At 52.4% G+C, this 19,349-nt stretch carries 16 protein-coding genes; 9 read left to right on the top strand and 7 right to left on the bottom strand.

Annotation, left to right across the window (positions count from 1 at the left end; all coding sequences use genetic code 11):
- Nucleotides 1–303 precede the first annotated feature (303 nt).
- From FBQ85_04480 to FBQ85_04505, 6 genes are all read left to right on the top strand, one after another.
- On the top strand, nt 304–1,668 hold the full coding sequence (locus FBQ85_04480; protein MDL1874413.1) for a sigma-54-dependent Fis family transcriptional regulator: 1,365 nt from the start codon (nt 304–306) through the stop codon (nt 1,666–1,668).
- A 285-nt stretch (nt 1,669–1,953) separates the two neighbouring features.
- Nucleotides 1,954–4,446: a GHKL domain-containing protein gene (locus FBQ85_04485; protein MDL1874414.1), complete on the top strand. Its 2,493-nt coding sequence runs from the start codon at nt 1,954–1,956 to the stop codon at nt 4,444–4,446.
- A 208-nt stretch (nt 4,447–4,654) separates the two neighbouring features.
- Nucleotides 4,655–5,386: a porin family protein gene (locus FBQ85_04490; protein MDL1874415.1), complete on the top strand. Its 732-nt coding sequence runs from the start codon at nt 4,655–4,657 to the stop codon at nt 5,384–5,386.
- Nucleotides 5,387–5,488: 102 nt separating this feature from the next.
- Nucleotides 5,489–5,878, top strand: a complete 390-nt coding sequence (locus FBQ85_04495; GenBank protein MDL1874416.1) for a hypothetical protein — start codon at nt 5,489–5,491, stop codon at nt 5,876–5,878.
- 20 nt (nt 5,879–5,898) lie between these two features.
- Entirely contained in the window at nt 5,899–7,935 is a 2,037-nt protein-coding gene (locus FBQ85_04500) for a T9SS type A sorting domain-containing protein (protein ID MDL1874417.1), read from the top strand.
- Nucleotides 7,936–8,434: 499 nt separating this feature from the next.
- Entirely contained in the window at nt 8,435–8,752 is a 318-nt protein-coding gene (locus FBQ85_04505) for a hypothetical protein (protein ID MDL1874418.1), read from the top strand.
- Nucleotides 8,753–9,009: 257 nt separating this feature from the next.
- Here FBQ85_04505 and FBQ85_04510 read toward each other — a convergent pair whose 3' ends face one another.
- The 4 genes from FBQ85_04510 to FBQ85_04525 form a co-directional block, all read right to left on the bottom strand.
- Nucleotides 9,010–10,482 (bottom strand): DUF3526 domain-containing protein, encoded by a 1,473-nt coding sequence (locus tag FBQ85_04510; GenBank protein ID MDL1874419.1) that lies wholly within the window; start codon nt 10,480–10,482, stop codon nt 9,010–9,012.
- Between the two features lie 77 nt (nt 10,483–10,559).
- Nucleotides 10,560–11,978 carry an ABC transporter permease gene (locus FBQ85_04515; GenBank protein ID MDL1874420.1) on the bottom strand — a complete coding sequence of 473 codons (1,419 nt, stop codon included), beginning with the start codon at nt 11,976–11,978 and terminating at the stop codon, nt 10,560–10,562.
- Nucleotides 11,979–12,063: 85 nt separating this feature from the next.
- On the bottom strand, nt 12,064–13,614 hold the full coding sequence (locus FBQ85_04520; GenBank protein MDL1874421.1) for a S41 family peptidase: 1,551 nt from the start codon (nt 13,612–13,614) through the stop codon (nt 12,064–12,066).
- Complete coding sequence (locus FBQ85_04525) at nt 13,595–14,320, bottom strand: ABC transporter ATP-binding protein (GenBank protein ID MDL1874422.1); 726 nt, start codon at nt 14,318–14,320, stop codon at nt 13,595–13,597. Before FBQ85_04525 ends, FBQ85_04520 begins: the two co-directional genes overlap by 20 nt.
- Nucleotides 14,321–14,435: 115 nt before the next feature.
- Between FBQ85_04525 and FBQ85_04530 the strand changes: the two genes are divergently transcribed.
- The 3 genes from FBQ85_04530 to FBQ85_04540 are packed head-to-tail and all read left to right on the top strand — an operon-like array spanning nt 14,436 to nt 15,045.
- Nucleotides 14,436–14,660, top strand: a complete 225-nt coding sequence (locus FBQ85_04530; protein ID MDL1874423.1) for a type II toxin-antitoxin system Phd/YefM family antitoxin — start codon at nt 14,436–14,438, stop codon at nt 14,658–14,660.
- Nucleotides 14,660–14,851: a type II toxin-antitoxin system VapC family toxin gene (locus tag FBQ85_04535; protein ID MDL1874424.1), complete on the top strand. Its 192-nt coding sequence runs from the start codon at nt 14,660–14,662 to the stop codon at nt 14,849–14,851. The genes FBQ85_04530 and FBQ85_04535 overlap by 1 nt, the downstream gene beginning before the upstream one ends.
- Nucleotides 14,852–14,859: 8 nt before the next feature.
- Nucleotides 14,860–15,045: a type II toxin-antitoxin system VapC family toxin gene (locus tag FBQ85_04540; GenBank protein MDL1874425.1), complete on the top strand. Its 186-nt coding sequence runs from the start codon at nt 14,860–14,862 to the stop codon at nt 15,043–15,045.
- Between the two features lie 89 nt (nt 15,046–15,134).
- On the opposite strand, the gene FBQ85_04545 is transcribed toward FBQ85_04540, so the two are convergent.
- The 3 genes from FBQ85_04545 to FBQ85_04555 are packed head-to-tail and all read right to left on the bottom strand — an operon-like array spanning nt 15,135 to nt 19,193.
- Nucleotides 15,135–16,682: a hypothetical protein gene (locus FBQ85_04545; protein MDL1874426.1), complete on the bottom strand. Its 1,548-nt coding sequence runs from the start codon at nt 16,680–16,682 to the stop codon at nt 15,135–15,137.
- Between the two features lie 6 nt (nt 16,683–16,688).
- A complete protein-coding gene (locus tag FBQ85_04550) occupies nt 16,689–18,287 on the bottom strand; it encodes a beta-lactamase family protein (protein MDL1874427.1) in 1,599 nt (532 codons plus the stop codon).
- Between the two features lie 39 nt (nt 18,288–18,326).
- Nucleotides 18,327–19,193 (bottom strand): PDZ domain-containing protein, encoded by an 867-nt coding sequence (locus tag FBQ85_04555; protein ID MDL1874428.1) that lies wholly within the window; start codon nt 19,191–19,193, stop codon nt 18,327–18,329.
- Nucleotides 19,194–19,349 lie beyond the last annotated feature (156 nt).

The following is a 19,349-nucleotide window of genomic DNA, read 5'->3' on the forward strand; positions in this document are numbered from 1 at the left end:
GGATTTGTCGCCGGGAACCGTGAGGCGGCCGTTGATCGCTTTGACTGGATTTAGTGTGATGTTCATACTTTCTTGAATCGCGATTGCTTGCGGTTAATCCGTTTGCAAGACGGATACTCCTTTCGAAACCATCGGCGCAACGTAACCAAATTTAAAATGTCGCGCAATCTCAATCTCGGTTTGGGCGCGGCACTGCGCTTGCAATTGGCGGCGGGATTGATCATTTTGATGCAGTTTAAACCGCCGCGCGTTTCATTTTGCAAACACGAGGTTTACTTGGGGAAACATGAGAGAGGTGATAACATGCAAGAAGCGCCCGTCATCCTGATCGTCGATGACGATCCCCACTTGCGCGAGAGCGTGAGGGAAATTCTGGAGTACCACAAATACGCCTGCCGCGAGGCGCGCGACGGGAAGGAGGCGCTCGATATTCTGGCCGCTGAAAAAGTCGATCTCGCGCTGCTGGATTTGCAGATGCCGCGTATCGACGGACTGGAGGTTTTGAAGCGCAGCATGATCATAAAGCCGGATTTGCCGGTAATCATGATCAGCCTGCATGGCACGATTGGCAGCGCCGTGGAGGCCACCAAGCTGGGCGCGTATGATTTCATCGAAAAGCCGCTGGAAGCAGAGCGCATGCTGTTGACCATCCGCAACGCGCTGCACACCAGCCGGCTGCGCGAGCAGCGCGATCACTTGCTGGCCGAAGTCAAGCAGCGTTACCGCATGATTGGCAGCGACGAAAAAATACAAAATGTGTTCGCGCTGATCGAGCGCGCCGCGACAGTTGACAGCAAAGTTCTGATCACCGGCGAAAGCGGAGTGGGCAAGGATTTGGTTGCTCGGGCGATTCACTACAACAGCAGCCGCGCCGAGTTTCCTTTTGTTGTCATGAACTGCTCGGCCATTCCGGAAACCTTGATTGAAAGCGAGTTATTCGGTTACAAGAAAGGCGCGTTCAGCGGCGCGGATCACGATCATCCCGGCAGGTTTCAGCAGGCGCATCGCGGCACGCTGTTCTTTGACGAGATTGCCGATATGAGCCTGATGATGCAGGCCAAAGTGTTGCGCGTGCTCGAAGACGGGGCCGTCATGATGCTGGGCAGTGCGGAGACGCGCCAGGTGGATGTCCGACTCATTGCCGCAACCAACAAAGATTTGCAGCAGGAAATCGAAAACGGCAATTTCCGCAGTGACTTGTATTATCGCCTGAACGTCATTCCCATTCACGTGCCGCCTCTGCGCGAGCGCAAAGAGGATATTCAACCGCTGGCAGAATATTTTTTGGAGGAGATTTGCCGGGTGCAAGGCCTTTCGCAAAAGTGCTTTGCCGGCAATGTCTGGCCGCTGCTGCAAAATCACCAATGGCCGGGCAACGTGCGCGAATTGAATAACGTGGTCGAACGCGCGGCTGTGCTTTCGTTCGATCGGATAATCGATGCCGCCCTCTTGCGCGAAGCATTGCAGGCTGCAACGCCTCAACCGCCAGCAGCAAAATCAACATCCCGCGAACAAACCCTTGAAGAAGCCCGCGCCGCCTTCGAGCGCGCGTTCATTTTGAAAAAGCTAAATGAGCACGATTGGGAAATCATCGTGACCGCCGAAGCGCTCGGCATCAACCGGACATCGTTGTGGAAAAAGATGCAGATGTTGGGGATAAAGAAGTAATGCGAATGATTTTGCCGCAAAAGAGTCATGCTGTCGCGACGAGTCGGTCCGAAACGGCAAGGCTGATATGATACCCCAGCCGCGACAAGAAATCTTCGCAATCTATGTATGTCAAACACTCATTTTGCCGCCATGGTCTCTCCCCACAGCCAATAAAAAACCCTTGACTTCCGGCCCAATTGTCCTATTTTTCTCTCCAGTTCAGCCTCCTCGCTGACACCCAAAGCCTGCAATCCCTTTAAAAAATCAAATCAAAAAACTCTGAGCCTGTCAAAATTCGGGGCAATGATGGCATTTTGGCGCACGTGGCTTTTGCTATTGGCTTTCCTGGCCAGTGGTTGTTCGCAATCTTCCCTTCATTCACTTGATACGGACAAATTGCCGTTCAGGCTTGAGAGCGTCGCGTCATACGATCCTTCCGTCGTTTTGGAAGATCTAGACAACGATGGACGCTACGAAATTTTGAAAACCCACAACGACATCGATCCCGTTACCGGTGCCCGCTCGAGTTTCCTTCAAATCCGAACCCACGCGAATTTCGTCGTCGATCAAATCAACTTTCCCGCGCTTATCTGGGACGTCAGGCCCTTGGATTGGAATCATGACGGTAAGCAAGAACTGGCTGTCACGCTCATGCGCAACGACTCGCTGTTTTTGAGTTTTATCGACATCGAGGGCAATAAGCTTTTTTCTTTTTTTCTCAGCAATGGCCATCCCCGGCGCGAACCCGAGGGGGAGCTGGAATGGGATCCCGCGATTACGGATTATCATCTCGTCGATGTCAATCGGGATGGCAGGAATGATCTCGTTACTGTCATTCGCACTGGTTTGGCTCGTGCGCCACGAGGCCTTTTGGTGCACTCGCTGCCGGACGGCCAATTGCTTGCCCAAAAACTTGTGGGCGCAATGATCCTTGACAGCCATTGCGATGATTTTGATGGCGACGGCATTGCCGAAGTTTTGGTACGAAGCTTTGCTCCCAACAATGGCGCACAGGCCGGGGGCTTTGATGATCGGCACTCCTACTTGATTGCTTTTAAACTTTCCCTTCCAATTGAAATCGTCTGGTCAAAAGAATACGGTGAGGCCTGGAGTCTGGCTAGCCTGAATTTCGTTGATTTTAACGGCGATGGCCGGCGTGATTTCATTGCGCGCAGCAGTACGCTTGCCGCCAAGCATCCATTGACCTCCAGTTTTGAAATTATCGAGCCGGGAACCTGGCGCAGCCTGCAGCAGATCGAGTTCCCCAATCAGTTTCGCGGCCACTTCGTCATGGATATTGACCGTGATGGAAAGCTCGAGATTGTCGCTCTTCGCCACCCTGACGAAATATGGGTAATGGATCGTGAGTTCAGAGTGATCAAACGCCGCAAACTTTCGGTCGGGGAATTTTTACTGGCGCCGCTGCGAGATTCCGATGGCGACGGGCTTAGTGAAATCGTCGCTCATAATGACAAGGCTTTTTATGTATTGGGTCCCGATCTTGAAATCCGGGCATTTATGAGTGATGCAAAATATTTGGGGGGAATCCCAAAAGAAGTCGGCGAGCCCTCCAGCATCCGTGTTGTCTCAAATGGCAAGACGTTGCTGCTGCGTATGGTGGAAAACAAGTTTTATCTTTTTTTTCGCTACGGCAAACCCGCATTGATATTGGTTACGATCAGCATGGCTCTCGTTTTGATTGCTTCTGCCAGTCGCATGCGAGACCGTTCTCGGCTATCAGGCGCATTGCAGGATTTCGTCTTTATGGACGACTCCCGCGGCTTGATGTTTCTCCAACCCGATGGCCGCATCTTGCGAAGTAATCACCGTCTCTTCTCCTGCTTGCAACAGCCTGAGCCGAATTCCCGGAAAGATCGCCATTTCACTGAAGTTTTCGATCATGACGAATTGCTGGCCTTTTTGCAAGCCTCATTGCAACCGCCCTATCACCGCCGCGAGATCAACATAACTTGCGCCGCAGAACGAACAGAGCGCGTGGTTCATGTGATCGCGGATCCGCTGACAATCAAAGGCCATTCCCGGCCGCATTGGCTGATACAATTTCTCGACAAATCCGTTGATCTGGAAATTCACCAGGCCAGAACCTGGGGCAAGATGGCGCAGCGCATCGCGCATGACATTAAAAATCCGCTCACCAGCATTCTGCTCACCCAGCAGCGCCTGCAAATGGAATATCGCGAGCGCTCGCCGGAATCTGCCGCGGTTTATGACGGTTATACCGCCAAAATCACCGATCGCATCGAAGCGCTGCGGTTGATGACGCGCAATTTCATGAAACTGATCAATCTCGAAAAGCTGCACCTGACGGAAATCGAACTGCACCCATTTTTGCGCGATGCCGTGCAGCATCTTTCCAAAAACCTCCCGCCCGACGTTGAACTCGAGGTCAAGCTCAACGGCCACAACGAGACCGCCGGCTTGGATCAAGATCAAATCAAGGTTCTGCTGGAAAATCTCCTCTCCAACGCCGTCAATGCCATGCCCCGCGGCGGCAAAATCAGCCTTACGGCGAATCTCGCCAAAGGCTTGCATCTTGCCGCAACCGAAACGGAGCCGCACGATTATGCCGTCATTGAGATCAGCGATACCGGCAAGGGCATGCCCCGTGACATGCTCGACAAAATCTTCGAGCCGGATTTCACCGCCACGGAAAACGGCACCGGCCTGGGTTTGGCCATCGTCAAAAAAATCGTCGAAGGCCATCACGGGCACATCGAAGTCGAAAGCGATCCCGGGATGGGGACGGTGTTTAGTGTGTATTTGCCGGTACGATGAAATACCACGATATACCAGTTTGAATTGTTCGCCATAAACATATTCTCCCTCTACACCCGAACTCTTTACAATGTATCATATTCTCCCACCGGTGTTTCCTTTCCTCAACGTTGGCGTTTAGAAAAACCAACACTCCTGATTCTCTCTGCTTTTCCGGCTCTCCGTATTGGTAGCACTAAATTCATGAATATCAGATTGCTAGAGTTTGTTGAGTAAGCGTCAACCGCCTGGCATGTGGTTTGATTTGCCGCTGAACACGGGCCCCACAATCAAATTGCGTTTAATAAAACTGCATCACTTTCAAATTGTGGAGAATCTCATGAAACGTTACGCATTTATTCTGGCTTTGATCAGCGGAATGATGGTCAGTTTCACTAACTCTTCATTCGCCTGGGATGGGCAGCGCAAGGGCTTTATTATCGGCATTGGCGCCGGCGGCGGGTTGGCAACCTACAAGCCCTATACCACATTTTCCGATTTCGGCTCGAACCCGGATTCAGAAATGAACCGCGAAAACAAATTTGCGCTCATGACGGATTTCAAAATCGGCTATGCGCCGAGCAACCAGGTGGCGCTCTTTTGGATGAGCAAAGTGGCCTGGTTCGGCCATACCAATGAATTCGCCGACGGGTCCAGCCAGAGCTACACGTTTGCCAGCGGCGTTGGCGGTTTGGGCGTGGCTTACTATTTCCAGCCACAAGGCCCGTCGCCCTATCTCACCGCGGGTCTGGGATTTTCCACCTTCAGTGCGCCTTTCGAAAGGGATTTCGACGGGCTTTTCGGCTCCGGCCTAGCGCTTGGCGCGGGCTACGAATTTTCCAACCATTGGAGCGTGGAAGGCAATTTCACCTGGGGAAGTCCGAATGAGGAATACTTCGGCGACGAGGTGGGCATCAAAACCTGGGCGGCAAGAGTGACGATCAATGTGTTGGGATATTAGTTCAGGAAATGAGGCAACCAAATAAAACTAACCCATTCACCTTTTCCAGCAAGGGAGTAAATCATGACACATGTTTCTTTTAAAAACGCCTGCGCAGTTTTTGTGGCGCTCGCTTTCATCCTGACTGTCGCCGGCTCGGAAGCGCATGCGCAATCGCAGGAAAAGATCGAGAAGGCGAATTCGATCAGCAATGTACTTATTGTCAGCGCCCTTGTGATCACCGCTGTCGCCGTCATTCTCACGGTTACAAAAGGCGATAAAAAAGACGCCGGCAAAGAAGGCGAACAGCAAAACAATCCAGAGAAGCAAGAGGAAGAGCAAAAACCCGAAGGCCAGGCGCGAGTTGAGCCATCGGTGTTGAGCGATCAGGCGGTTGCTTTGGAAACATATGAAACTGGGCGGGTGAACTCGATACCAGACAACCTCCCGTTCGCAGTTATTGAAAATCAGGAGCATCTTGGCTGTTGGAGGATTGCTATTGAGATGGAATGAAGCTTTCATGGTGAAAGTAAATGTATATGTTTTACACGATGAGGTTTATTGTCATACAAACTTTGATGTATAAGTTGCAATTGCCGTACCGAAATTTTCAAATCGAAGAAAGGGAAAAGATCATGGATTCTTTTGGGCATCTTATGAAATCTCTTCGTACAACTGGTAATGTGAATCGGCACGTGAGCATGCTGGCTTCGCTTCTTATGATGCTCTTCGTTCAAGCAGCGTTCGGCCAGACGATCATTTTTCAAGAAGATTTTGAGTCGGGTCAAGGTAGTTGGTATGCAGATAACGGAGTCTGGGAAATTGACACACTTGTTGCATTTACAGGTGGTCCGGATAGTTGTTATTCGGGGTTACAATGCGCGGGGACGATTCTAACCGGGAATTATGCGCCCAATGCCAATACACGCTTGATCAGCCCGTCAATCGATTTGCCCCTGGTTAGTGGAAGCGAGAAGATTCGCATCTATTTATGGCACTGGTTCGCAATGGATGAGGTTGATGCTCTAGGCCCGGACGTCGGACGTTTTCAAATATCCGTCAATGGCGGTAATTGGCTATCCCCACTGGGATCGACGGGCCCATATTCTGGCTTAGGCGGGGTGTGGACGCAGATAGCAATCGACCTTACAGCATACGCAGGGACTGGGATTCGTTTAGGGTTTTACTTTACGTCTACATCACGAGATCAGGCAGCGGGATGGTATGTTGATGATATTTTGATTCTCAAGAAATCCAATAGCTTTAATCCGGTTGATTCAGCAGAGAGTTTTGAAATAGGAATAGGAGATTGGCATGCGGACAACGGCGTTTGGGAGATTGGCGAGCCCACAGTTGGGCCAGATACTTGCTATTCAGATTCAAATTGCGCGGGAACGGTTCTAAACAATAACTATCCCCCCAATGCGAATACTCGTTTGATCAGCCCCGAATTTGATCTTCCCAATCTGGTTTCCCCTGCAAAGTTGCATTTGCACTTTTGGCATTGGTTCGTCACAAATGAAGATGATGCCTTGGGACCTGATGAGGGGCGAGTACAACTATCCGTTAATTACGGGCCATGGGAAAGCATAATGGGGCCACTTGCAGGAAGCAGTTCCGTTTGGACACATGTCAGCGTGGACTTGTCTAAATATGCCGGCATGAACGTCCGTCTTGCTTTCAATTTTACCTCAACCAGTAGAGATGAGGCTCATGGCTGGTATGTTGATAACATATCCATTCACTCAATTCCCAATGTTTTCAATGTCACAACTAATCCTGAAACTTTTGAGCCTGGAATCGGCGAGTGGTGGGTTGACAATGGCGTTTGGGAAGTTGGTCACCCGACGGTTGGTCCTATGAATGGATATAACAGCCCCAATTGCGCTGGCACTATTTTAGGAGAAAATTATCCTAATCTTGCAAACAGTCGGCTCATCAGCCCAGAGTTCACGCTTGGTATAGACGCTGCCGGAAAGACACCAGCCCTGTTTTTCCGACATTGGTATCGAATGAACAATACCGATGCTCTCGGGCCAGACCAGGGATACGTTCAAATTTCAGTTCATCGTGGGCCATGGGAAAACTTAGCTGGACCGTACACCGGCATTAGTGAAACATGGACACAGGCTGCTGCGCCAAATATCTCGGCATATATCGGCTCAACAGTTCGCATTGCATTTCTTTTTAGCTCAACCTCACGAGACGTTGATTCCGGTTGGTACATTGATGATATTAGATTCGATGGGGTTGTTGCTGTTCGTGATCGTTTCCAAGAAAACGATATTATACAATCAATGACATTACATCAAAACTTCCCCAATCCCTTCAACCCCGAAACCGTCATTCTCTACGAGTTGCCGCAAACGAGCCAAGTCGAGGTTGTAGTCTTCAACCTGCTTGGCGAACGGATTCGTACCCTCGTCAATCAGCGGCAAACGGCGGGGCAGCATCACTTGCACTGGGATGGCCGCAATGAGTTTGGCATGCCCGTGCCTTCGGGCGTTTATCTCTACCGCCTGCGCGCCGGAGAATTCGTGCAAACGCGCAAGATGGTTTTGATGCAATAAGATCAACTGACCGGCCACTACTGTGATAGCTCTTTCGATAAACAACAGATATTGACCGGTCGCTCAGATCGTTTGTTCACCGCAAATCGGTGGAATTATAGCGACCGGTCAATGAGCGGTTTAGAAGTGCCTTTGGCAGTAGAATCACCTCGCTTCAACTGGGCGGCGGGGGGCCGCTCTTTTGCTTGTCATCTCTTGCATCCTCATTCTCCCGCCCCGCTTGCGCCATGAAACAATGATTGTTTTATTCGAAACGAATGTTATATTTCATTCGAGAAATTACTCCGGTCATGGTTAATTTTTTAAAAACGGTATGGCATGAACGAACAAGAACGCGCGCGGGAACGGCGCGAGCGACCCGGCAACATGGCCCGCCTGGTGCGGCTCAAAGATGCCGATCGCTCGTTTGATTACGCATTCTGGCAAAATCTTTCGGCAGAGGACCGGTTTGCAGCGATGTGGCAATTGATCATCGACATGAGAATCTTGCGAGGCGAAGATGAGGTTGAACCCCGATTACTTCGACATGTTGAAAGCCTTCAACGCCGCCGGCGTTAATTATCTGATCGTCGGCGCCTACGCGTTCGGATTTCATGTCGAGCCGCGCACCACGAAAGATATCGACGTTTGGGTCGATCCCACCCCGGAGAATGCCAGGCGGGTATATCAAGCGCTGATTGATTTTGGCGCGCCATTGGAAGGGATTGAGGCGCAGGATTTTTGCAACTCTGATGTCGTCTATCAAATCGGAGTCGCTCCAAACCGCATTGACATACTCACCGGCCTGGAGAGTATCTCATTCGCTGAAGCCTGGTAAAATCGGCAGGAAGCTTCCTATGGCGGGGAAAAAGTTTTTATCATCGGCCGCGAAGATTTGGTCAAAGTCAAGCGCGCCGCCGGAAGGCCTCAAGACTTGGAAGATGTCCGCAGCCTGGAAGCAAGCAGCAAACGTGCCGGAAAAAGATGACGACCCAAGCCTCGCGCGATCATTTCCGGCTGAACATGACTCGCCTCCCGCAATAAACACAAAAAACCACAAACCTTCTTGCCTCTTGCCACCTGCCCTTTGCTTTCTCACCTAACATCATACCGCAAAAACACCACAAACGCGCCGGCAAATGCGACGATGGTGCACAGCGCCAGCACTCCCCAGTCCATGAGCGTGGGGGCAAGCGCATCGGCAAAGGAATGCGCGGGGGCTTGAAAACGCGGCAGCTCACTCAAATCCAACGAACCTTTGTCGCGATCACTGCTGATGGAAAAGCCCTTATCGGAATCAACCGTAATGCGAATGCCGCCGGTGCCGCCGGCCTCTTTCTGTTTTTTCTCGGTGAAGGCGGTGAAGGTGTTGCGGTAATTTTGCATGGCATCTTCATAGCGCGTTTTCAGCGTCAAATCGGTGCCGGCAAGATTCATTGCGGCTAGCTGATAGGCCGAGGCCGGCGAAAAGCGTGAGAGCGCGAATCCCAGGCGCTCTTGCTGTGCTTTGCGATTGCGCAAATCCTCATTCAACTTGATGGAGAAATCGTTGATCTCTTTCAGCATTGTTTTGCGCGCCGTATCTTCCTGCTCGAGCCATGCCCACTCGTGCTCATCGCGATAAGCCTCACGTTGTTCTGGCGACATGCCTTCCATCTCCGCATCACGGCTGCGCCAGCGCTCGCTCATGTCCTTCATGTGCCTGTCCCAGCTTGCTTTCTCAAAGCCGTTCTGTTGCCCTTCGATCTCAGCAACGCTGGGCACGGATACGATTTGTCCGGCGGCCATCACGCCCGCACGCGGGATAATCAAAACAAACAAAACCCACATCACGAGCGCAAGCAGAAATGAGACTGAAGAATTGCGCGTCAAGCTGGACATCAACACGCCGAATGCGATAAAAAAAGTGAAGAACAAAACCGACATGCCGATCAGCGCCGTTACTTTCAGCCAAAAGATATTGTCGGTGGGAACGCGATACAACATGATCAACAGAATGCCGAGCAGCACGGGGATGAGCAGCGGCAGCACCAGGCCCAGCCACGAGCCCAGGAATTTGGCGAGAATGTATTGCGCCCGCGGGATGGCGTTGGAGAACACCAGCTTGAGTGTGCCGCCTTCACGCTCGCCGTTGACCGCGTCGAAGGTGAAGAGAATGGCGAACAGCGACAGCACGACCTGCACGATGAAAACAAAATCAATGAAACGAAACACCGCAAAAATGGGATCATCGGAATAACTGCTGTTGCGCAGCTTGATCGATTCCATCGCATTCACCAGCGCCAGCCGGCCAATATCGTTGTTCACGCCGGATACCAGAATCTGCATGGCATCGGGCTGGCGATAGACGCGCGATGAGATGACGCGCCAGGATGATTGCTCGCGCATCTCCTGATCGTTGAGTTGCTGCGCGGCCTCATACTGCCGCACCGCGGCGCGATAATCCTGAATGCCGATGAAAATGCTCAACAGAATCAGCACGGCGCAGGTGGCAAATGTCGCGGCGAACTTCGGACTGAGCAGGATGGCTTTGAGTTCTTTTTGAATCAGGATTGCAAGCATATTCATTCCTTGTTATGCAGTAACGCCTTCAGGCGTAGAATACAAATTGCGGACAAGCCCCTGAAGGGGCGACTACGAACGAGCTAACGCAAATCATACCGCAAAAACGAGACGAATGCGCCGGCGAAAAAAACGACATTGAAAAAGACCAATAACCCAAAATCAAAAATCGCCGCTTGCACGGCGCGATTCAATGAAATCGCTTGATAAACGAAAGGCGGAATGGCGTGCGGATCTATGGGATTGCGCTTTTCTTCCTCCCCATCCGTGGTGCGAAACATCATCACGCGGCCGCCCATCAGACTGCCGCCAGTTTTCTCGCGAATGAACGAGGCATAGGCCTCCTGATATTTGCCGGCTTCCTCCAAATAATGTTCTTTCAACACTAAAGAGGTTCCCACCAGATTCGAAGAGGCCAGCGAGAAGGCCGCTGCGGGCGAAACACGCGCCAAATTGAACGCCACTTGCTCTTGCACCGCCTGCCGATTGCGGCGTTGTTCATTGAGGCGTGCAGAAAACTCCAGCATCTTCTTCTCACGCTCGTCCGCGATCTTTTGCATGAAGCTGTTAAATTGGTTCAATAACTGATCGGGCTTGTCGTTGGATTCGGGTTTGAAAGAGCCCATGGCCTTGCGGTCCGCCTCCCACAACTGTGCTTGATAGCGGCTCTTCTGCGAGGCGATTTCATCGACCGAGGGCACGGCCACGGCGCGGCCCGCCAGCAACACTGAAGCGCGCGGCACGATCAACACGGCTGCAATCCACACCACGAGCAGCAGCAAAAAGGAATGCGCCGAGCGATGCGTGCGCGTGGAAATAAAAACCGCCAACGTGAGAAACGCACCGAAATACAAAATTCCGGCGAGCACCACCAGCGCGAGCCGCAGCCAATCTTCGCTGGCCATGGGAATACCCATGAGCGGCAAGAGCAACGCGCCCAGCGCAATCGGAATCAACAATGGCACGGCGAGCGCGAGAAATGAGCCGATGATTTTGCCGAGAATATATTTCGCACGAGGAATGGCATTTGCGAAGGTAAGCTGGAGTGTGCCTCGTTCTTTCTCGCCGTTGATCGCGTCATACGCGAACAGAATGGCAAAGAGTGAAAGCACGATTTGAAAAATGAAATCCAAATCAAGAAAACGAAACACGGCAAAGACGGGATCATCGCTGTAGCGGCTGTCTTCGGCGCCGACTTCGCCGCGGCCATGTATCGTTGCGGTTCGGCCGATGTCGTTCGCAACGCCGGTGACCAACGCGGCTAGCGGATGCGGCGGCAAAAAGATGCGATGATTGCGCACCATCAGCCAGTCGGTGATGCCCTCCATCTGGCGCAGGTTTTCCGCGACCGCTGCGTCGTATTGCGCTTTGCTCACTTGATAATTCCGGCCGCCAACATAAAACGCGAGCAGAATCAACACCGCACACACACCGAAGGTGACGGCGAATTTGGTCGAACCGATGATCTCGCGCAGTTCTTTTTCAATGATAAGTTTGAGCATGGCTGGTTTTTGGTCGTTGGTTGCTTAATTTTTAGATCAAAGAGTTTATGAAATATTTGCCCGCTGCCATTTGCCCCTTGCCGAGTCAGTGCGGGTTCGTGCTGGGCGGCGAGGCCGGGCGCGCGCCTATGTCGGTGATGCCATGCGGCGCTTGCATAGCAACGTTGATTGCAAAACTCAGCCAGCGGCCATCTTTTTTAGCTTGCAGCAATACTTCGATGTCATATTCATTGGATTGCGTGACGCTGTGCAGTTTCAGTCCGCCGCTTTGTTCATAGAAAGCGATGTCTTGTTCCGCATTCTCCGGATTGCCGCCGTGCTCTTCATGAAAACGGCGCAACGCCGCAGGATTGCCGGTATTGAACGCGCGCACAAAGGCCGCCAGTGTTTTGCCGGCAGGCGTATTCGGCAAAGCGATGCCGGCATCAGGAGTTTCGCTGTTTGACGCGCCGCCGGAATCATTCGCAGCTTCGATCTCGCGCTGCACAATTGCGAGCGCCTGCTGCAATTGCTCACGTTCTTGCGGTTCTGTTGTTTTCGCCAAAACGCTTTTGAGCGCGGCCACATGCGCTGTTTGCAAAGCTTGTGATGCCGGCGTTTCGATATCAGGCTTTACGCCCGTGCCTTCCCAATTGGTTTTGGTGATGGGATTGATGGCACGCGCGAACGGCACCATGATCCTGAAATGATCATGCAAGCGCACCGGCATAACCGGATGCGCGCCGCCGCCGGTGGTTTCGCCGACAATTGTGGCGCGTTTCAAATTCTTGAGATTGTAGGTGAATTCCTCTGCAGCCGAAAACGTACGGCGACTCGTCAACACATAAACGTCTTTGCTTTCACCGTAGCGCTTGCCGGCAACCTGCGCGCGCGTCCAGTACTCTTGTGTTTTATTTGCTGTGCGCGAATAGATGTCATTGAGATGAACCGGCTTGTCGAACAAATAGCTTGACAACAACGCCACCATTTCCGGCTCGCCGCCGTTGTTGTTGCGCAGATCAATGATCAAGGCGCTGGCGTCCGCGACGAACGTCATTGCCGCAGCCGCGGTTTCCTCCGCCAGTGCGGCATCCATGAAGCCGCGCAAATCCAGATAGCCGATGTTGCCGCTCAAATGCTCGACTTTCTCAAATCCGTAATTGCGCGCAGCGGCAAACGCGCGGCGGCGCTCGCGTTCTTCCGGCGTTTCCTGCCGTGGGTGATCGCGCTTGGGCAATACCTCCCGGCTGAAGCTCACGCGAAGATGTTTGTCGCGGCTGACTTCCTGCAAATGCGCAGTGAGCGTATTGGTGAAAGCGCCGGGATCAGCGATTTTATCGTATTCCTTCTTTTTCATCCGGCCGCGCACGGCTTGCTCCATCTGCTTGGCTACTTCTGGAAAGATGTAGTTTTCGTGAAGCGCCTGCAACGCGCCGTCGATAACTACTTTGCGAACCTTGGCGTCAAGCGACCACTCCATTGCTTGTTGTGCTCGAGTGAGATTTGCAGCACCGAACACGCCGAGACTCGCCAAAACAACAATGCCGAGAATCCGTCTTCGCTGAAAGGTACTTCGCATCTTATTTCTCCTCTTATCGACAATCTGATGATAGAGATGTTTTATTGATGAATATCCGTTATGCCATGGCCTCGACATGCCCGGCCATGTATTCCATGTATAAATCTTCCAAGCTTTCCCCGGCCAGTTGCTCGCGTGTGCGTTGCATCACAAGTTTACCCTGTTTCATAATGCCCACGATATCCGCAATTTCCTTGGCGCGAAAGATATCGTGCGTGGACATGAGAATCGCTTTGCCCTCCTCGCGCAGTGCGTGCAATAACTGGATGAATTCAAAGCCGGCTTGGGGATCGAGGCCGGAAGTCGGTTCGTCGAGCAGAATCGCCGGCGCGTTCTTGAGAATGGCGATGGCGATGCCGCATTTTTGGCGCATGCCTTTGGAGAAGCCTTTCAAACGCTTGTGATGTGCTTCTTCCTGCAAACCGACGCGCAACAGCACGCGGCGGTAATCGTCTTTGGTGTAATTCGTTTGGCCGCCCAGGCGCGCGAAAAAATCGAGATTTTGCAGCGCGGTGAAGTTGGGATAGAGCATCACATTCTCTGAAACAAACGCGACGTGTTGTTTGGCGCGCAACGGTTCGCGGTGGGTGACCACGCCGTCGATGCGCGCTTCACCCTCAGTCGGCTCGATGAAGTTGAGAAAGAGATTGATGGTGGTGGTTTTGCCCGCGCCATTGGCGCCGAGCATGGCGTAAATCTCGCCGGGCTTCACCGCGAAGGAAACATGATCGAGCGCGAGCACGCCGTCTTCGTAGCGCTTGGTCAACTTATCCGCTTCGAGCAGGGCTTGAGCGCCGTTGGGGGAGAGAGGCAATGACATGATTTTCCTCGTGAGAAAAACTTTTGTTTGATTTTACGTTTTTTTCTGGCAAATTAGCCTTGATAACAAGGAGATTCTTATGCTGCAAGTAAACATGTCTGATGCAACAACCAACCTCTCTTCTTTGATTCAAAAAGTCATGGAGGGAGAGGAGGTCGTGATCGCCAAAGATGACAAGCCAGTCGCCAAACTGGTGCCGTTTTATACCCTCAAGCCAAAGCGCAAACTAGGCACGGCCAAGGGCAAGATAAAAATGGCGCCGGACTTTGATGAGCCCTTGGAAGATTTCAAAGACTACATGTGATGAGATACCTGCTCGACACGCACACACTTTTGTGGATCGCTGAAGATGATCCCCGCTTGAGCCAGAAGGCTGAATTCATCTTTCTTGATGATGCTAACGAAATATATTTTAGCCTAGCTAGCCTTTGGGAAATCGCCATTAAAGTTAGCCTGGGCAAACTGGCGCTCGAAGAGCCTCTGCCCTTTTTATGAAGAAGCATATTACAGGAAATGGTATCATATTCTTGCGCATTGAAACTGAACACATCGTGCCATTAGCAAGTCTGCCGCATCATCACAAAGATCCGTTTGACCGCCTGATCATCTCGCAAGCTCTGGTTGAAAATATTCCGATCATCGGAAAAGATGAGATACTTGATCTTTATCCCGTAGAGCGTATCTGGTAAAAGCTCAAATTCCCCAATGTAGGAGATGCTACTGGAACAAACACATGAAAGTGTTGCTTGACGAATGACTGCCCAGTCATGCAAGCCTCTCACCGTCGCGACAACCGAATCCCAAACACCACGATTCCCACCACCAGGCCGAGTATCAACATCACCACCAGCGCCATTCCCAAAACATTCGTCTCAGATTGAATCTCTACCGTCACGGTTTTGTCCTCGCCGTTCACCGGCTGATTGTCGGCGAGTGACGTGGTGCGCAAGCGCATTTCATAACGCCCCGGTGAAATGTCCTGAGGGGGGACAAACTGCAATTGCACGCGCTTTTCTTCATCAGTGTTGAGCGCGGCAATCACCAACGGTTCGATTTGCTTGCTCCAATTCAACGGCACGTCAGCCTCGACCTTCACGTTGTCGAGCCGGCGCGTGCCTTCGTTGACGACCTCGAGATTCATTGCGACGGCTTCGCCGGCTTTGATCGAATAAAAAAGCTGCGGTGCGCGCACCAGCAATTTGCCGACCCCGCGCGGCACCAACTCCAGCCGCACGTAGCCCGCATTGAGCGCCTCGATTTCATCATGCGACCATTGCTTCGCATTGAGATCGCCCAATGCCTCGGCCTGCTCGCGCGGAATCACCAGCACGTAGAACGGAATGGACTTGTCGATGAGCAATCCTTCGCTGAGGCGATCCGGCAAGAAGACCTGTAGCGCCGCGCGCCGGGTGGTGGTGTTCTCGGTAAATTTGAACTGACTCAAGCGCGCTTGATTGCCCGCATCGATGAAATAACGGTTGATCGCCGCCGGCAGATTGACCACCTCGAGCTTGAAGGTGTTGTTCTCGCCGCTGAACAATTCCAGCGTGAAATCGAAGGTCGCCTTGCCGCCCAGCTCCGCCTCCTGCGAGAATTGCTCGGATTGCAGCACGACTTTGTTGACGGTGGCATCTTTTTGCAGAAAAATCTTCGGGCTGCGCTGCGTGCCGCTGCCGTAGGTCACGTTCACCGTCACCGCATCGAGATCCTGCAGCAGCATGAAATCGAGCGTCACCGGCCGGCCGAATTGCAACTGCTCGATCTTGGCTTCATACGGCTGGCTGATGATGGCATTGCTTTCATTCAACAACGAGACGTACACATCGTTGATCACATCCGGCTGCAGCGAGCGGAACAATTCATCATCGATATTGAGCAGCTTGCGGTATTCCGCGCCGCCGCCGGAGGCGTTCTCCAGCGTCAGCTTCACATGCTTGCGGCCTTCTTTGTTTTGATACTTTACCGCCTTGGCGACGGCGACGTATTGCTTTTCAAAAAGAACGGCGAGCAGCGATTGCTGATAATTCACCTCGGCGTCGGCCAGCAGATTGCGTGCGCGGTCGAGTTCCAATTTCGAAATCAGGTTCTTCTCGAAAAGCTGCTGCTTCTGCTCGAACTCGGCGCGGGCATATTCAAACGCTTCCTTCGCGCGCTTGAGGCCGAGCAGGCGATATTGATCGTCGCGCTGATTGAACGGGTTGGTTTGTGCGCCCGCCGTAATCGTGTACACAAAGACGGCATAAAACAGCACACGGGCCGCTCGCACGAGAGTTCGCTTCACGCTGAAACGAGATATTTTTGCTGCTGCTGACAAATGAGATTTCATGGCGCTTCAATTTTCCAAACGTGGCAGCCGGCCGCGAATTTGCCGGCCGACTTTTTCCGCGCTGGGCGGATCATAATTTGACAATACGATTAACGTGTAACCGCTGTCAACGTCCATATCCAAAATGGCATTGATTCCCGGCGCGCCGCCGGCGATGCCTAAATTGCCTTCGGTAATTGGTACAGTTGCTTTTTGGGCGTGCGCTAGTGGCGCAGAATCCATTCCCGAGAGAAGCCATTTTGTATACTCGCTGCTCAACAGCTTCAAATTCTGCAACGCAAGCGTGAACTTGAGCAAGTCTTCCGCAGTTGAGTAACCGCCGCCCGCGGAGCTGCCACGCGCCGGTTTCGTGTAGACATTGCTACGCCGCTCTCCGCTGCCGCCCGCGCGCAAGGTATAGCCGGTCGCAAGATTCGGCACTATCGCATCGGCTTCAAAGGAGCCGGTATTCTCCATGCCTGCGGGTTTGAAAATATGCGCGCGGACATAATCGAAATAATCTTCACCGGAAACGGCTTCAATGATCGCGCCCAGCACGATATAACCGCCGTTCGAATATTGCCGCCGCGTTCCCGGCTCAAAAGCAAGCGGATCGCCGGCGAATAAAGGCAGATAATCTTTTAGCGTGCGCAGCCGGTCTTTGGGCAAATTGGCATATTTGTCATTGAAAATATCGCCGATGCCGGATGACATGTTGAGAAGATGCAAGATCGTCACTTTCTCGGCGGCTTGCTGATTAGGATAATCCGGCAGGTGTTTACCGATGGGATCATCGAACGCCAGCCTGCCTTGTTCTGCAAGCTGGCAAATCGCGATCTTGGTGAAGATCTTGTTGATCGACCCAAGATTGAATTTGGTATCGACACGATTGAAAGCCTGATAAGCTTGACTCGCGAAGCCGTAGGCTCTTTGAAAAACCGGCTTGCCATTCTTGGCCAATAACACTACGCCGGAGAACTCATCGGCTTGCACAAGTTCATCCAAATACGCGCTTACATCATTCACCAGCTCGAGTTCTGAGTTCGGCGCCGGGGAATCTGAAACAGACTCATCACCGGCCTCCGTCTGATCGATGCTGAGGCTCGTGATTTTGTGCGGGGCTGCTGCCTCAAAATTAAAATCACAGCGCAACCATTCACCGTTAGCCGCAGCGACCAGAATGGAGATTGCATCATTCTTGGCCTGCAACACGCGGCGCAGCGTCAACCGGCCGAGATTGCCGTGAATCTGGCGATACATTTGCAAACGTTCAGCTTCCGAACGGCGTTGCAATATCGTTGAAGCAAAATTCTTGCTTTGAAATTCGCGTACGGCAGCTTCGTCGCCGGAATTGAAAGACTCAATATATGCGGCAACGCGACGGCCTGCCGCGCTCTCCGGAAGCTTATTCTGCGGCGTGTCGGTTTGCGCTACGGTCGCAACGTTGAACGCAAACAAAATCGCCCAGTATGTCACGGCAGACGAATTTGACAAAAAGAACCGCGCGCAGAGTCGCAACGCCGTAGAGAATCGCAAGGATAAGCCCGGCGTGGGCTTTGTGTCCCGGCGCGTTGGCGTGAGAGTTCCTACAGCTTTTGCAGAAAGAAACGTTGTGCGCAATTTCATGTCATGATCTCAGTTTGAAAAAGTTTTGCGGACGCCGCGCTACTGCCGCACTTCTCGTCGAATCGTCGCGCCGGCGGGGGCATCCGGCTTGACCAGCGAGGCCGTCATGGCTTTATCGCCGCGGCGATAGTGCAGCTTGAGCTTCGCGCCGACGGCGATTTTTTCATACAATTCGCCAAGCTGCACGGCGGATTTGATTTTTTCGCCATTCAATGCCAGAATCACGTCGTCTTTTTTAATGCCAGCGCTGCCGATCACCTGGCTGGCATTCGGCATCAGGTCAAGCACGCGCACCTCGCCGCCCGCTTTGCTGCCGGCGATAATGCCCAGGCCGGGCAGCGGCGCGACATCTCCGGTAAACTCCCGGCCGCCCATCATGATGCGGCGCGTGGGACCGGCCTGGCCGCCCGCATTGTCGCTGTCCATCACCATCATCATACGTTGGGGCAAATCTTTGGGATCAGCTTTGGCAAAGGAGGCAATGAAGCGTTCTTCCTTGCGCTTGATGCCGAGTTTCACTTCTTCACCCGCTTTGAGGCCGTTATAAATTTCTTCGATCTCTTTGGCGGATTTCACGCGCTTGGCGTTCATCATCAAAATCAAATCCCCGCTTTGCAGATCGATGTCTTTGTAAGCCTTGGGGCGATGCTCGGCAGGCAATACCGCTTCGACTTTGATCTCTTTTTCCCCGCCGATGATCACCGCGCCCAACTCCGGCAGATTGAAGACGCCTCCCGGCCCGGCGGCCATGCTTGTGAAGGTGAATGAGCGTCCGCCGGTCGAATCGCGCACAACGGTTCTTTCTTGCGCGGCCGCGGAAACAATAGTCAAGATCAGGATCATTGCCGCCAGTTTTTTGGTGAAGATAAGTCGCATGGATTTCTCCTTTTGTTGATGAATTTTCATGGTTATATTTGCACCAGAAATGTTCGCGATATTGTTTCATGCTGATTCGAAACTTCTCATGCATTGCACTCTTTGACGGCACAAAATAGCCAATTGTTTTGCCCGGCCATAGTTAAAGAGTGTTAGAAAGTGTTAAGAAGTGTTAAATCGGAAGAT

The organism is Cytophagia bacterium CHB2, from assembly GCA_030263535.1.
In the GTDB taxonomy this organism is placed as follows: Bacteria; Zhuqueibacterota; Zhuqueibacteria; order Zhuqueibacterales; family Zhuqueibacteraceae; genus Coneutiohabitans.